Raw genomic sequence first — 16,568 nt, 5'->3', positions numbered from 1 at the left:
GGGTTTGGTAGCCCGCTTCGTTTAGGCGCATTGAGTCACCTATACAGCCGCTTTCTCAGGGCTCTGATTTATGGTGGCCATGCGCAGGGCTCCTTCGGGAGCGCCGGGGTCCTAATGCGACCGGTCTACCAACCCGCGTATGGCCGCCACCCTTCGTTTGGTAGCGAGGGTGATGGCTCCTTTACTTTTCGCGTTAGGAGTTCCATCTATGCCCAAGGTCACACCCAACCCGCCGGAAACCGAACCGGCATCCCCCAACGAAAATATCGATTCCCCCACCGACCCCACCCCGGAATTCCAACCGCACTCAGCCGCTGACATCATGGCGACGCCTCGCACCTTGAGTACGATGTTCATCGTCAACCCGGACCTCGATATCGAAACCCTGCTCGGTTATGCCTGTGAGTCGCTGGCCTCCGCCGATGTGATGACAAACGATCTGGCTGATCATATGACGGGATCGTCGCGCAATTCGCTGCTGGGTATTTCGCAGGTGATCATGCTCGCGGAGTTGGCAGTGAATCGGGCGTTGGACCATCTGTATCCGATAGAGGGCGTGCATTAGTCCGGCAATGTGATCGTTCCCATGCGTGGGAACGATCACCACGAATGTATCAACTCAGGCTTTCAGTGATCTGCCCCGCCAGTTGCTCCAGCATCCCCGGCACTTCCTGCACCATCTCCCCCATCCGCGCGAAGTCGTGGGTCATGCCTGCCTTCACATCCAGCACCACAGGTTGCCCCGCTGCCCGCAATTTTTCCGCCCAGGCCAGGCCTTCGTCCAGCAGTGGGTCGTATTCGGCCAGCCACAGTATGGTCGGCGTCAGCCCTTGCAAGGTTTCGGCAAACAACGGGGAAAAGCGCCAGTCGCGACGATCATCAACGCTGTGTTGGTACTGTTGGTAGAACCATTCCAGCGTGGTCGCTTCCAGCAGATAGCCTTCAGCGAAACGCGCAAGCGACGGGCGTTTTTCCACGGCGTCGATCACCGGGTACAACAACACCTGCACCCGTGGCGTGAGCCGCCAGGCCTGCGGGTCCTGGGCAATAGCAATCGTCAAGGACGCCACCAGGCTGCCGCCGACGCTGTCTCCGGCCAATGCGATACGTGCCGGGTCCAGCCCGAGGGCACCGGCGCCGGTGGTCGCCAGCCAGCGCGTCACATCTTCGGCATCCTCGTAAGCGGTAGGAAAACGGTGCTCCGGGGCCAGTCGATAATCCGCCGACAGCACCGCAAAACCACCCGCCAATGCCAGTCGCCGGCACAGGGTGTCATGGGAATCGAGGCTGCCGACCACGTAGCCGCCGCCATGGAAATACAGCAGCACCGCGCGCTCCTGCGTGCCCAGCGACGGGCGAGCGTAGAGGCGCGCGTTGAGCAGATGGCCGTCGCGGGCCGGAATGCTGACCGCGGTCACGGTCAGCGCGCCCATCGGTGCCGCATCGAGCAACTGCGAGGTTTGTTCGAATTGCTGGCGCGCTTCGGTCGGGCTCAGCTCGTGCATGGGCAGGCTTTTGCCGGTGAGGCGGCCGAACTCGGCCAGCTCTAGAAAACCTTCGATGTCCGGGTGCAGTGCCATGGGCGGTGGTCTACAAAAAATAAAAAGCTCGCCCTATAAACGAACCGTGAGGACCGTTCATTAGGGCGAGCTTGTTTTGACGCGGTAAACGCTTAGTCCTGCGCCACCACCTCCCGACCGAGTGCCGTCACCACGGCGCTCAGGCATTCATCCCGTTGCAGGATATCGAAGTGGCTGGCGCTGACGGTCTGCACCTTGCGCAGTCGCGGTTGCTGACGCTCCAGCGTCGCCCGTTCGGCCGTCGGGTTGCCATCGGCCCACCAGCAGCACAGTTCGGCATGCGGCAGCGGCAAGGTCTCGACCTGCCGCGACAACGCCTTCAAGCGTGTGCTGACCATGAACGTCTGCGCCAACTCATCGGCACCGAGCAGCGCGTAGCCGCTGGCCTGCTCGCCTTCGGTGTCGATCACCGTGCGAATGATCCGCGCGATGGCGTCCTCATCACCCGAAGTCTCGACACTCAATGCCTGGGCAACGACATCGCTGTCCATGCTCAACGTTGCGCCGAGGAACTCGCGCAGGTCCGCGCGCCACTCATTGACACTGGCGGCGGCATTGGTTTGGGTCGGCACAAAACTGTCCACCAGGCCGACGAACGCCACACGCTGCCCCTGCTGTTCAAGCAGTTCGCCGACCATCAACGCCAGCGCTCCGCCCAACGACCAGCCCAGCAAGTGATACGGGCCTTGCGGTTGTTTGCGACGGATCGCCTCGACGTAGTCGGCGGCCATTTGTTGCAGCGACGTGTCGTGCCACTGGCGGTCCAGCAGCATGCGGCATTGCACGCCATACACCGTGCGCAGACCTTCCAGTCGGCGGGCCAACGGTTCGTAGTCGAACACCGTGCCGAACCCGGCGTGCAGGCAGAACAGCGCCGGTTGATCGTCCACGGGCTGGTTCAACAGCAGCAGCGGTTCAGGGCTCTGTTTGGGCGGTTGCTCATCGACACCGGACAACCCGGCGATGGTCGGCTTGGCCATCATGTCGCGCAGTTTCAGCTGGAAGTCCGGCTGATTCAGCGCCCGCACCTTCGAGATCACTTTGAGGGTGCGCAACGAATCGCCGCCCAACTCGAAGAAATTGTCGGTGATGCCGACTTTGTCGACGCCCAATACTTGCTGCCAGATCTCGGCCAGCGCCCATTCCAGCGGTGTGCGCGGGGCCACGTAATCGCGGCCCTCGAAGGTCGGGTCGGGCAAGGCCTTGCGGTCGAGCTTGCCGTTCGGTGTCAGCGGGAAGCGCGGCAACACCACGATCTGCGTCGGCACCATGTAATCCGGCAGGCTTTCACGCAAGGCTGCCTGGCAACGCAGGCCCAGACCGTTGTCTTCGGCCGCGACCACATAGCCCACCAGTTGCGGGCCCTGGCCGCTGTCACGGACCACCACCAGCGCATCGTTGACCCCGACTTGCTCGCGCAGACGGGCTTCGATTTCACCCAGTTCGATGCGGAAGCCGCGTACTTTGACCTGATGGTCGATGCGCCCCACATAATCGAACACGCCATCCTCGCGACGACGCACCAGATCACCGGTGCGGTACAGACGACCGCCGTCGCGGCTGAACGGGTCGGCGACGAAACGCTCGGCGGTTTGCCACGGGTGACGGTGGTAACCACGCGCCACGCCACGACCGCCGATGTACAACTCACCGACCATGCCCACCGGCAAAGGATTGAGGTCCATGTCCAGCACGTGCAGGCTGCGGGTGCCGACGCGGCGACCAATCGGCGCGTACATCGCCTCGCAGTGGCCGTCGGCAGCGATTTTCCACAGCAACGGCGTGACCACGGTTTCCGTCGGGCCGTAGCCGTTGACCAGGTATTGCGGTTTGAGCGTGTGCTTGACCCGCTCGAACGTGGCGTCCGGCACCGCATCGCCACCGAAGCAGTAGATGCGCACCGGCGGCGGATCACCGCCCTGCAATTCGGCGTGTTCGGCCAGTTGCAGCAGGTACGCTGGCGGGAAGCAGGCGACGCTGATGCGCTGACGGTGCAACACCGCCAGCGTCTGCTCAGCGGTCCACAAGGTGTTGTCGCGCACCACCAGGGTCGAGCCACTGATCAGCGCGGTGATCCAGCGTTCATGGGCACCGTCGAAGGCGAACGACATGAAATGCAGTTCGCGATTGCCCGGGTCCATTTCGTACAGCTCGGCAATCGCCTGCACGTGCATGCTCAACGGCCCGTGGGCCACGGCGACGCTTTTCGGTTTGCCGGTCGAGCCCGAGGTGTAAATCAGATAGGCCAGTTGCTCGGCGTGTACGTTGCTTTGCGGTGCCGGCACCTCAACGTCGAGGTTCAAGCGATCCACGGCGACCATCGGCGTGCCCGGATTGAGTTGCGCGGTGTCACGCAGACGCTCCTGGGTCAGCAGCAAACGCATGTCGCTGTCGGCCATCATGTAGCGCAGGCGTTCCTGCGGGTATTGCGGGTCCAGCGGCACATAGGCGGCGCCGCACTTCATCACCGCCAGCAGCGACACCACCAGTTCCAGCGAACGCTCCATGAACACGCCGATCACGTCTTCGGCCTGCACACCCTGCTCCAGCAGGTGCACCGCAAGCGCGTTGGAACGAAGATCCAGTTCGGCATAACTCAAGTGTTCGGCGTCGCGGTCGGCGTAACTCAGCACCAACGCGGTGTGCTCCGGTTGCAGGCGCGCCCGCTCGCGGATCAGCTCATGCACCGGCCGTTCATGGTCGTCGGCCAGCGTCGGCAACTCGCCGTCGAGGTGCCGGCCTTGGTCCAGGGTCAGCAAGCCCAACTCGCCCACCGCGCGCCCGGCGTTGTCGCACAGGCGCTGCATCAGGCTTTCCATGTGGCTGCGCAGCACTTCGACGGTGGCCAGGTCGAACTGATCGCGCTGATGCATGTACTCGATGCGCAGCCCCTCATCGAGGCTGACCATCAAGTCCATGGCGAAGCTGGTCAGGCCGAAGTCGGAGACGTCTTCGAAGCGCAGCGAATCGCCGTTCCACTCGCGCAACGTGCGGTCCACCGGCTGGTTTTCGAAGACGATGATGCTGTCGAACAGCGACTGCCCGCCCTGCCCGGCCCAGCGTTGAATATCGCTGAGCGGGGTTTGCTGGAAGTCGCGAATGTCGAGGTTGTAGGCCTGAATCTCGCGCAGCCAGTCACCGACGCTTGCTTCGGTCGGCACGCTGTTGACCACCGGCAAAGTGTTGATGAACAGCCCCAACATGTTCTCCGAACCGTTGAGGGTTTCCGGGCGGCCCGACACCGTGGCGCCGAATGTCACCGTGCGCTGACCGGTGTAGCGCTGCAACAGCAGCAGCCACGCGGCTTGCACCAGAGTGTTGAGCGTCACTTGCTGTTGCTGGGCAAACGCCTGCAAACGCGCGGTCTGCTGCGCATTCAGGTGCGTGTAGATCGCGTGATAACCCGCTTGCGGCGCCCTCACCGGCAACGCGCGGGCCAGGTGAGTGGCGCCTTCGAGGGCGTTGAGTTTGCTTTTCCAGAACGCCTCGCTGGCCTCGGCCACCTGTTGGCCGAGCCAGTCGATGTAGTCGCGATACGCGGCCACCGGTTCCTGCGCGTCGCCGCTGTAATGCCGCAGTACTTCACCGATCAGGCGCGATACGCTCCAGCCGTCCATGAGGATGTGGTGGTAAGTCCAGATCAGGCGATAGCGGTCGTCGTCCAGACGCACCAGCAGCAGGCGCAACAACGGCGCGCGGTTCAGCGAGAAGCCACGTTCACGTTCGTCGGCGGCCAGTTGGCGCACGCGCTCGGGCTGGTTATCCAGACCGCGCCAGTCCAGCTCGGTCAGCAGCGTCGGCGCTTGGCGCAGCACTACTTGCAGCGGCTCCTTGTCGCCCTCCCACAGGAACGCGGTACGCAGGATCGCGTGACGCTGCGCGGCGTCGGCCCAGACCTCGTGGAAACGCGGACCGTCAACGCCACGCACGCCCACTTCGATCTGGTTGACGTACAGCCCCGAGTCACCGTCCTGTACCGCGTGGAACAGCATGCCCTGCTGCATCGGCGACAGGGGATAAACGTCGTCCACCTCATCCGCCGTCAATGCCAGCGCCTGATATTGCGCATCGCTCAATTCGATCTTCAGCGCCGGGGAAGCCATCACCGGCGCCGCTTCCACGACGTCCACAGCCTGGGCGACAGTCGCCAGTTCAGCGATGGTCGGGTGACTGAAGACGTGTTTCGGCGAGATGCTCAGGCCGGCCTTTCGCGCCCGGCTGACCGCCTGGATCGACACGATGGAGTCGCCGCCCAGTTCGAAGAAGTTGTCCTGAATGCCGACCGGCACTTCGAACAACGCCTGCCACACGGCTTGCAGCGTCGTCTCCACGGCATTGCGCGGCGCGACATATTCGCGCACCTGCTGATCGGGTTGCGGCAAGGCGCGGCGATCTAGCTTGCCGTTCGGCGTCACCGGCAGTTGCTCAAGCATCAGCAGATGACTCGGCTGCATGTGCTCGGGCAAAGCGTTGCGCAGGTGCTGTTTGAGCGCGTCGAGCACCAACGACTGGCCGACCACGTAAGCCACCAATTGCTTGGATTTACCGACATCCAGCGCGATCACCACCGCCTCCCGTACCTGCGGATGTTCCAGCAGGCAGGCTTCGATTTCGCCCAGCTCGATACGCAAGCCACGGACTTTCACTTGATGATCGATGCGGCCGACGTATTCGATCACGCCGTCCTCGCGGTAACGCGCCAGGTCGCCGGTGCGGTACAGGCGCTCGCCCTGTACGCCGAACGGGCTGGCGACGAAACGCTCGGCCGTCAGGTCCGGACGACGGTGGTAACCCCGCGCCAGACCGATACCGCCCAAGTACAGTTCACCGACGCAGCCCGGCACTTGCGGTTGCAGGCTGTCGTCGAGGATGTAGGTCACCAGGTTGGCAATCGGGTAACCGATCGGCACGCTGATCGAACCGTCATCGACGCAGGTCCAGTGGGTCACGTCGATGGCAGCCTCGGTCGGCCCGTACAGGTTGTACAAACCAACGCCGGGCAGCACGCGGAACAAGCTGTTCTGCAAATCCGCCGACAGTGCTTCACCGCTGCACAGGATCTGCCGCAGGCTGGCGCAACGTTCAAAGCCTTCGCCCTGAACAAACGCCTGCAACATCGACGGCACGAAATGCAGGGTGCTGACCTGATACTGTTCGATCAAACGCACCAGTTGCGCCGGGTCGCGATGCGCGCCCGGTTCGGCCACCGCAAGACGCGCACCGACCATCAGCGGCCAGAAGAACTCCCACACCGAGACGTCAAAACTGAACGGCGTTTTCTGTAGCACGGTGTCGCGTCCGTCCAGCGGGTACGCGCCCTGCATCCACTCAATGCGGTTGTACAACGCATCGTGACGGTTGGCCGCGCCCTTGGGTTTGCCGGTGGAGCCTGAGGTGTAAATCATGTAGGCCAGCGATTGCAGCTCGACCACGCACGGCAGGTTTTCCTCGTTCAAACCTTCGACGAGTTGCGCGCTGTCATCCAGGCAAATCGCCGTAGTGCCGGGCGGAATCGGCAACTGCGCCAGCAGATGACGCTGGGTCAACAGCACCTGCACGCCGCTGTCCTCGAACATGTGCTCCAGGCGCTCGCGCGGGTAATCCGGGTCCAGCGGCACATACGCACCACCAGCCTTCATGATCGCGAGCAAACCGATCACCAGTTCCAGCGAACGCTCGGCGGCAATGCCCACCAGCACTTCGGCGCCAACACCGTGGGCGCGCAGGAAGTGCGCCAGGCGGTTGGCCTGCTGGTTGAGTTGACGATACGTCAGGCTCTGACCGGCAAACACCAACGCCGCAGCGTCCGGGGTTTTCAGCACTTGGGCTTCGAAACACAGGTGGACCGGGCGCACGTCGGGCCAGGTCACGGCGGTGTCGTTGAAGCCTTGTACTTGCTGCTCAGTCTGCGCGGCGTCGAGCAGGCTCAGACGGCCCAGGGCTTGTTGCGGCTCACGGACCATGGCATCGAGCAACGCCACCAGACGCTTGCTCAGGCCGTCGATGGCCTCGGCGGTAAACAGTGTGGTGTCGTAATTGAAGCGCAGGTCCAGGCACTCGCCCAGCTCGGCGGCGATGGCCAGCGGGAAACTGGTCTGATCGTGATTGCTGACAGCGGAGAACTTCAGCGCGCTCGGATTCCCACTCTCCAGCGCCTCGGCGACCGGGTAGTTTTCAAACACCAGCAGCGTGTCGAACAGCGCCTCGCCGGAACGCCCGGCCCAGCGCTGCACCTGCGCCAGCGGCGTGTATTCGACATCGCGCAATTTGAGGTTGAGTGTCTGCACCTCGTCCACCCATTGGCTGACCGTACGCTCGGGGTGCGGCGTGACGATCACCGGCAAGGTGTTGATGAACAGACCGACTTGCTGCTCGATGCCTTGCAACTCGCTCGGACGTCCCGACACCGTGGCGCCGAACGCGACGGTGCGCTGGCCGGTGTAGCGCTGCAACAGCAACAGCCACGCCGCTTGCAGCAAGGTGTTTGGCGTGACGCGGGCCTGACGGGCAAACCCGCTGAGGCGCTCGGTGGCCGCCCGGTCCAGGCTCAGGTGAACGGTGCGATGACCCTCGCCCTGCCCCGCGACGGGCCCCGGCATTGCGCCGGCCAAACGAGTCGGCTCGTTGAACGCCTGCAACTGCTCCAGCCAGAACGCTTCGCACGCAGCACGATCACGCCCGGCCAGCCACGTCATGTAATCGCGATAACGACCGCCGCTCGCCACCGGCATCACACCGGAGTAGCGCTGCAACACTTCGCCGAACAGCTGCGAGGTGCTCCAGCCGTCCAGCAGAATGTGGTGGTTGGTGAAAATCAGGTGATGGGTGTCGTGCGCGGTCTGCACCAGGGTCAGGCGCAGCAACGGTGCGGCGGTCAGGTTGAAACCGCGCAGGCGCTCGTTTTCGGCGAGACGTTCCAGAGCCAGTGCCTGATCTGCTTCGTTGCGCCAGTCGAGCACGGTCAACGGCAGCGTGGCATTGGCCAGAATCACTTGCAGCGGTCGCGAGCCATTGCTCTCGCTGAAGAACGCGGCGCGCAGCACTTCATGGTTTTCCAGGGTCTGCTGCCAGGCGCTGCGGAACGCTTCGACCTCGATGCCCTGCACGTCCACGCGCATTTGCGGGATGTAAGCGCCGGCATCCGGGGCGAACAGGCTGTGGAACAACATGCCTTCCTGCATCGGCGACAGCGGGAAGATGCTTTCAATATCACGCGCCGCCAGCGGCAGTGCATCGAGCTGCGCCTGATCGACGTTGACCAGCGGCACGTCACTCGCCGTCAGGCCACCGGCACCGCTGAGGCAGTGTGCGATCAGCCGTTGCAGTTCGGCGGCATATTCGTCGGCCAGACGCTGCACGGTGTGCTCGGCAAACATGTCGCGACTGAAGGTCCAGCTCAGGCGCAGTTGCCCGGCGTAGACCTGACCGTTAATGCTCAAACCACGGTCCAGCGACGCCGAAGCCCCTTGCTCGGCGCCACCGCTTTCCCGGGCGGGACGCCAAGGTGCCTGCTCGTCGAAGCTGGCATCGAACTGGCCCATGTAGTTGAAGGTGATTTGCGGCGGCGGCAAATCCTCAAGACCGGCGTGCGCCAGATACCGCAGGATGCCGAAACCGATGCCTTTGTCCGGCACCGCACGCAGCTGTTCCTTGACCGCCTTGATGCTGCCCGCCAGATCGTTGGCCGGGGTCAGCTTGACCGGGAAGATCGAGGTAAACCAACCCACGGTACGGGTCAGGTCGATGTCGTCGAACAGGTCTTCGCGGCCGTGACCCTCCAGTTTGACCAGGGTCGATGGCTGGCCGGTCCAGTCGCCCAGCACCCGCGCCAACGCCGTCAGCAACAGGTCGTTGACCTGCGTACGGTAAGCCGCCGGAGCCTCTTGCAGCAGTTGGCGGGTGAAGGTGCTGTCGAGCACGGTTGCCACGCTCACGGCATGTTGGCTGGCCAGACTGCCTTGCGGATTGTCGGCGGGCAGGTCCACCACCACGTCGTGGTATTGGCGCTGCCAGTAAGCCGCTTGGCTCGCCAGTTCGGGACTTTGCGCATGCAGCTGTAAACGCGCCGCCCACGCTTGATAGGCGCTGGATTTGGCCGGCAGGCACACAGGTTGAGTCTGACGCGCCTGGTCGTAGGCGGTTTGCAAATCTTCGAGCAGCAGACGCCAGGACACACCGTCCACCGCCAAGTGATGCACCACCAGCAGCAAACGCTGACCGGCCGCGCCCATGTCCACCAGCAAGGCGCGCACCAGCGGGCCGTCGTGCAAATTCAGGCTGGCCTGTGCGGCGTTGCAGTGCTCCAGCAATTCGTCAGCATTCGCCGCCTGCCGCTGCCACAACAGTTCGGTGCTGTTCCAGTGCTCGGCCTGAGCCTGCTGCCACACGCCATCCACCTGATGCAAACGCAGGCGCAACGCGTCGTGATGCTCCAGCAGCGCGGCCAATGCCTGTTGCAGGCACGCACTGTCGAGCGGTTCGCGAAGTTCCAGCAGCACCGACTGGTTCCAGTGGTCCCGGGCCTCGACGGCCTGCTCGAAAAACCAGTGCTGGATCGGTGTCAGCAGCACCTCGCCGCGCACCGGGCCCTGGTCGATGACCAGACCGGCGCTGCGCTGGGCGACCTTGGCCAGACTCTGCACGGTCTGGTGTTGAAACAGATCACGCGGAGTGATGCCGATCCCGGCCTGACGCGCACGGCTGACCACCTGAATCGAGATGATCGAGTCGCCGCCCAGTTCGAAGAAGTTGTCGTCGATGCCCACGCGCTCAAGCTTGAGCACGTCTTGCCAGATCGCCACCAACGCGGCTTGCAGGTCGTCCGCCGGCGCCGTGTAAACCTGCTGCGCCAGCGCTGCATCAGGCTTGGGCAACGCGTTGCGATCGAGCTTGCCGTTGCTGGTCAGCGGCCACTGTTCGAGCTTGAGCAAATGCGCCGGCACCATGTAATCCGGCAGACCCGCTTGCAGGTGTTCACGCAACGACTGGCGCAAATCGGCGACGTCCTGGGTGACGGTGAACCAGGCGACCAATTGCTGGCTGCCATTGATCTCGGGCGCCAATACCAGCGCTTGTTCAATGGCCGGGTGGCTTTGCAGGCGGTCCTGGATTTCTCCCAACTCGATGCGAAAGCCACGAATTTTCACTTGATGGTCGATGCGCCCGGCGTACTCGATGCTGCCGTCGGCGCAATAGCGCGCCAGGTCGCCGGTGCGATACAGGCGTGCGCCCGCCTCACTGGCGAACAGGTCCGGGACGAACCGGGTGGCGGTCAGGTCGGAGCGCTGGTGATAACCCCGCGCCAGGCCTGCGCCGCCGACGTACAGCTCACCGACGCAGCCCTTGGCCACCGGGTTCAGACGCGGATCGAGCACGTACCAGCGCAGGTCGGCAATCGGCTCGCCCAGCGGCGAACTGTTGGCGCCGTCGAGGTCAGCGCGGGACAACGGACGATACGTGACGTGCACGGTGGTTTCGGTGATGCCGTACATGTTGATCAGCAACGGCTGCTGGTCGTCGAAGGCGTCGTACCACGGACGCAGGCTCGCGACGTCCAGCGCCTCGCCACCAAACACCACGTAACGCAGGGCCATGCCCTGGGCATTGGCGCAGGCAAACGGCATCAGCTGACGGAACGCCGACGGCGTCTGGTTGAGCACCGTGACCTGTTCTTCGCACAGCAGGCGAGCGAAATCTTCCGGGGAACGGCTGATGGCGTGCGGCACCACCACCAGCTTGCCGCCGTAGAACAGCGCGCCAAAGATTTCCCACACGGAGAAGTCGAAGGCATAGGAATGGAACAGGCTCCAGACATCGTCCGCGTTGAAACCGAACCCGTGTTCGGTGGCGCTGAACAGGCGGGTCAGGTTGCTGTGCGGCAACAACGTGCCTTTGGGTTTGCCGGTGGAACCGGAGGTGTAAATGACGTACGCAAGGTTGTCCGGGTGGGTCAGGTTCGGCAGGTTTTCGGCAGATGCTTCGTTGAGCCAGTCACTGGCGTGGTCGAGGCAAATTACCTCGATGCCTTCGGACAACGGCAGTCGCGGCAGCAGCGCGGAGTCGGTCAGCAACAGGCGCGTGCCGCTGTCGGCCAGCATGTAGGCCAGACGGTCCTGCGGGTATTCCGGGTCCAGCGGCACATAGGCGCCGCCGGCCTTGAGGATCGCCAGCACGCTGACGATCATCTCCAGCGAGCGCTCCAGCGCGATCCCCACCAACACATCCGGGCCGACGCCGCGTTCACGCAAGCGATGGGCGATGCGGTTGGCCTGTTGGTTCAATTGCGTGTAGCTGAGGGTCACGCCGTCGCAGGTCACCGCGATGTTGTGCGGGTGCGCGGCGGCCTGGGCTTCGATCAGTTGATGCGCGCACAGCGTGTTTGTGGCCGGCGACGCGGCACTGCGGTTCCACTCCAGCAACGTAGCCTGCTGCTCGGTTGCAGCGAGCATGCTCAGGTCGGCCAAGGCGACCGAGCCGTCGGCGCAAATCGCCTGCAACAGGTTCAGCCAATGCTGGCCGAGGCGCTCGATGGTCGAGGCGTCGAACAATTCGGTGGCATAGACGAATGAGGCGTGGAGGCCCTCGTCGCTCTCCACGGTGTCGAGCATCAGCTCGAACTTAGTGGTCTTTTCGTCCCAGATCAGCGGTTCGACGCTCAGGCCCGGCAAGTCCCAGCGCTGCTGGCCGCCGGCATCGCGCTGGTGGTTGAACATCACCTGGAACAAGGGCGTGTGGCTCAGGCTGCGTTCGACATCCAGCCCATCGACCAACTGCTCAAAAGGCAAATCCTGATGCGCCTGCGCGCCCAGTGCTGCGGTTTTGACCTCGGCCAACAACTGCAGAAATGGCTGATCGGCATGAGGCTGGGTACGCAGCACTTGAGTGTTGACGAAAAAGCCCAGCAGGTTTTCCACGTCCTGACGGGTACGGTTGGCAATCGGCACGCCGACGCGAATGTCCTGTTCGCCGCTGTAGCGATGCAACAGGGTTTGCAACGAGGCCATCAGCACCATGAACAGCGTGCAGCCTTCGCGACGGGCGAGATCCTTCAGGTTGATCGCCAGATTGGCCGGCACTTTCAACTCGACGGCGGCGCCCTGCTGGCTCGGGATAGCCGGGCGACGGCGGTCCGCCGGCAGGTTCAGCGGCGGATGCTCGCGACCCAGTTGTTCACGCCAGTACGCCAGTTGACGCTCGGCTTCGCCGGCCTCCAGCCACAGGCGCTGCCAGCGGGAGAAATCGGCGTACTGAATGCCCAGCTCCGGCAATTGCGGCGCTTGCCCGGCACTCAGTTGCGCATAGAGCTGGGTGAATTCCTGCAACAGGATCGGCAGCGAACCGCCGTCGGTGACGATGTGGTGGAACGTCAGCACCAGCACATGCTGCTGCGCGTCGAGGCGGATCAATCGGCAGCGCATCAACGGGCCGTGCTGCAAGTCGAACGGCTGCTCAGCGTTGAGACCGACCTGACGTTGCAGTTCGCTTTCGTCAGCGGCGTCGACCTCGACCAGCGGTGCGTCCATCTGTGGATGGATTTTTTGCAGCACTTGCTGCTCGTCGAAGACGAAGGTGGTGCGCAGCACTTCATGACGCTGCACCAGCGCCGCGAGGGTTTGCGTCAGCGCTGCACGGTTCAGCTCACCGCTGAGGCGAAAGGCACCGGTCAGGTTGTACGCGGTCGCCTGCGGCTGCATCTGCCACAGAAACCACAAACGCTGCTGCGCGTAGGACGCCGGCAACGTGTCCACCGCCGGGTCCCTTGGCGGGATCGGCAGCAGTTCCAGGGTCAGGCCCTGCGCGCGCATCTTTTCTTGCAAGGCACGCCGCGCCGCCAGGCTCAAGCCGCAGAAACGCTGGGCCAGGGTCATCATTCTGTCCGGTGCAGCACTCATCGCGTGTGTTCCTCATCCACTTCGTCGAACAACGCTTCCAGCGCGTCTACATCGTTTTCTTTGTGTTCACTGTGCTGACGGAACTGCTCGATTTCCGCCGCCAGGCGCTCCAGCGTGTCGCCTTCGAAGAACAGCTTCAGCGGGATCGCCAGGTTCAGTTCTTCCTGAATCCGCGCACGAATCCGCGTCGCCAGCAGCGAGTGACCGCCGAGTTCGAAGAAGCTGTCGTGCACGCCGACCCGCTCCACGTGCAGCGCTTCGGCCCAGATCGCCGCGAGGACTTTTTCCAGGTCGGTGCGCGGGTCGACGAAGGCACTGCGGCGCACGTCGAGGTCGAGCAAGGCCTGGCGGTTGAGTTTGCCGTTGGGCATCAGCGGGAAGCGTTCCAGCACCTGCAAGCGCGCAGGTTGCATGTGTTCCGGTAGCGCTTCGCTGAGATGACTGCGCAATTCGTTGAGGCGGATGTCGGCGGTGTCGGCCGGCGAAATCACGAAGCCCAGCAGTTGCGGGCCGGTTGGCGTTTCACGGGCGATGACGGCCGCGTCTTCGATGCCGGGTGCGCTGCGCATGGCGGCTTCGATCTCGCCCAGTTCAATACGGAAACCACGGATTTTCACTTGATGATCGACCCGGCCCAGGTACTCCAACACCCCGTCGGCGCGATAGCGTGCGAGGTCGCCGGTGCGGTACAGGCGCTGGCCGGCCGGCTTCGCAAACAGGTCGGGGATGAAGCGTTCGGCAGTCAGCGTGGCGCGCTTGAGGTAGCCGCGAGCGATGCCGGCGCCGCCGACGTACAGTTCACCTTCGACGCCCACGGCCACCGGCATCAGGTCCGGGCCAAGCACATGAATGCGCATGCCCGGAATCGGTTGGCCAATCGGGATGGTGTCGTCATCCTGACCGAGCGGCAGTTCCCACGCCGAACACCAGACCGTACCTTCAGTCGGGCCGTATTCGTTGACCAGCACCACCTGCGGCAAGGCCTCGCGATGTCGCGCAACCAAGGCGTTGCTGCAGGCTTCGCCGGCGACGATCACGCAGGCCAGGGCATGGTCGCCGAGGTGTTCGAGAATCTGCGCGTGGTAGGACGGCAAGGTCAGGTAGTGGGAAACCTCTTCCCGCTGGATCAGCGCCGCCAGCAGCGCCGGGTCCTTGTAGCTGTCTTCGTCCGGCAGGCACAGGGTCGCGCCCTGCCCCAACGCCCAGAAAACCCCGGCCACGGAGCTGTCGAAGGAGAACGACGAGAGCATCAGGAAGGCGCGCAACGGCTGGCGATAGAACGCGCTGCGGGCGAGGGTCGAGGCCACCGCGTTGGCGTGGCTGATCATCACGCCCTTGGGTTTGCCGGTGGAGCCGGAGGTGTAAATGACGTAGGCCAGATGGGCGCTGTCGCCCAGCGCGGCCGGCTGCTCCGGTGAAGCGGTCCAGACCTCGGCATCGGCCATCAGCGAAATCACCCGCTCGCCGTGCAACGCTTCCGGCAGCGGCTGGCAGGCCAGCACCTGACGCGCGGCGGCGTCCTGCAACATGAACGTCAGACGATCAATCGGGTAGTTCGGATCGAGCGGCAGGTAAGCCGCGCCTGCCTTCAGCGTGCCGAGCAGTGCGATGACGATTTCCAGCGAGCGCTGACCGTAAACCGCAACGATCTCATCCGGCGCCACGCCTTGGGCGCGCAAGGTGTTGGCCACCTGGTTGGAGCGTGCATCCAGCTCGGCGTAACTCAGGCGTTGGCCGTTGACGCTCACGGCGATGCGTTGCGGATGCAGGCGTGCCTGTTCGCTGAACAGGTCTTGCAGGTAGCGATGCGGCAGTGCCTGCTCGGCGGCCAGCGGGTTGAAGTCTTCGATCAAGCGGGTCAGTTGCACCGCGTTGACCTGAGTGGCCTGGCCCAGGGTCAGCTCGGGCGAGGTCAGCAACTGGCGGCTGAATTCGACAAACTGCTCCAGCCAGGCGGCGAGCATCGACTCAGGCACCGCGCCGGCCAGGCACGACAGCTGCAAGTGTTCGCCCTGAACCCGCAGGCGCAGGACTTCCGGGTTGGCGTCGTCCACTTCGATATTCGCCTCGGCAGCGGCCTGATACACCAGGCCATAACGCAGCGGCGTTGCGACTTCGGCACTCAGTTCGAACTCGTTGAGGCAGTCGAGCCAGGACAGCGCTTGCTCGACGTTGCCAGCAAACGAGGCCAGCGCTTGCGCCAGGGTCTCGTGGCTGCGGTTGTCGAACGCCACCGGCAAACGCCGGGCGAAACGCCCGAGGGTCGCGTCGGTCTGCTCGTTGCGCCCCGCCACTTCCCAGCCCATCAGCAACTTTTCCTGGCTGCCGATGCGTGCCACGAACGCACTCCACAGCAACAACGCCACGCGCTGCGCTTCGACACCCTGAGCGGCGGCCACTCGCTGCACGTCGGCCAGCCATGGCGCGTCGTCGAGCGTGGCCTGATGGCGGGCGAGGGTCACTGCAACAGCCTTTTCGAAGGGCAAATGATGCGCCAGCGCGAACTGCTGTTGCAGGTTGCGCCAGAACGCGGCGCCTTGATGGCCGATGTCTTCCTCGCGCAGTTCTTCCTGCCACGCGGTGTAATCCAGGTACTGCAAATCGTCCTGATTGTCGGCCAGTGTTTCGCCGCGCAACAGGCTCGTCAGTTCCGCCGACAGCACCCGCAGCGATGCTTCATCGAGGCTGCTGGCGGGCGCCAGCAACGTGACGAAAAACTGCCCGTCTGCGGTGTCCACTTGCGCCACCACCAGCACTCGATCCGGTGCCTCAGCCATAGTTTCGCGGCTGCGACGCAGCGCTTCGTCCAACGAAGACACGCGCCCGAGCAGTGATACCGGCAATTCATCGCAAAGACTCTGTACCGGCCATTTCATCCCCGGCAAGCGACGATAAACCGTGCGCAGGGTTTCATGGCGCTGGCCCAGTTCATCCAGTGCTGCGCGCAATGCCTGCGTGTCGACAGCCTGGGCGACCGGCACGGTCAGGGCGGCGAACAGCGGCTGTCCGCCCAGCTCCTGAGCACGCAAATAAAAGGCCTGCTGAGCCGAAGTCTGAAAAACGTCTACCGAAGGTTCGAGGGCGGTGGTGTTCATGT

Annotated in this window: 4 protein-coding genes; 1 reads left to right on the top strand and 3 read right to left on the bottom strand. The window is 63.8% G+C overall.

Annotated elements, in window-relative coordinates:
* The first annotated feature begins 208 nt into the window (after window positions 1–208).
* Window positions 209–565, top strand: a complete 357-nt coding sequence (locus tag ACI77H_RS06590) for a DUF6124 family protein (protein WP_407011075.1) — start codon at window positions 209–211, stop codon at window positions 563–565.
* Between the two features lie 49 nt (window positions 566–614).
* On the opposite strand, the gene ACI77H_RS06585 is transcribed toward ACI77H_RS06590, so the two are convergent.
* From ACI77H_RS06585 to ACI77H_RS06575, 3 genes are all read right to left on the bottom strand, one after another.
* Window positions 615–1,580, bottom strand: coding sequence for an alpha/beta hydrolase (locus ACI77H_RS06585; protein ID WP_407011074.1), 966 nt, complete (start codon window positions 1,578–1,580; stop codon window positions 615–617).
* A gap of 92 nt (window positions 1,581–1,672) precedes the next feature.
* On the bottom strand, window positions 1,673–13,471 hold the full coding sequence (locus ACI77H_RS06580; RefSeq protein WP_407011073.1) for an amino acid adenylation domain-containing protein: 11,799 nt from the start codon (window positions 13,469–13,471) through the stop codon (window positions 1,673–1,675).
* Window positions 13,468–16,566 carry a non-ribosomal peptide synthetase gene (locus tag ACI77H_RS06575; RefSeq protein WP_407011072.1) on the bottom strand — a complete coding sequence of 1,033 codons (3,099 nt, stop codon included), beginning with the start codon at window positions 16,564–16,566 and terminating at the stop codon, window positions 13,468–13,470. The genes ACI77H_RS06580 and ACI77H_RS06575 overlap by 4 nt, the downstream gene beginning before the upstream one ends.
* Window positions 16,567–16,568: the final 2 nt, after the last annotated feature.

This window comes from Pseudomonas sp. O230, assembly GCF_045447035.1.
Lineage (GTDB): Bacteria > Pseudomonadota > Gammaproteobacteria > Pseudomonadales > Pseudomonadaceae > Aquipseudomonas.
Note: the sequence above shows the minus strand (reverse complement) of the source record. Positions and strands in the feature narration are given on the sequence as shown.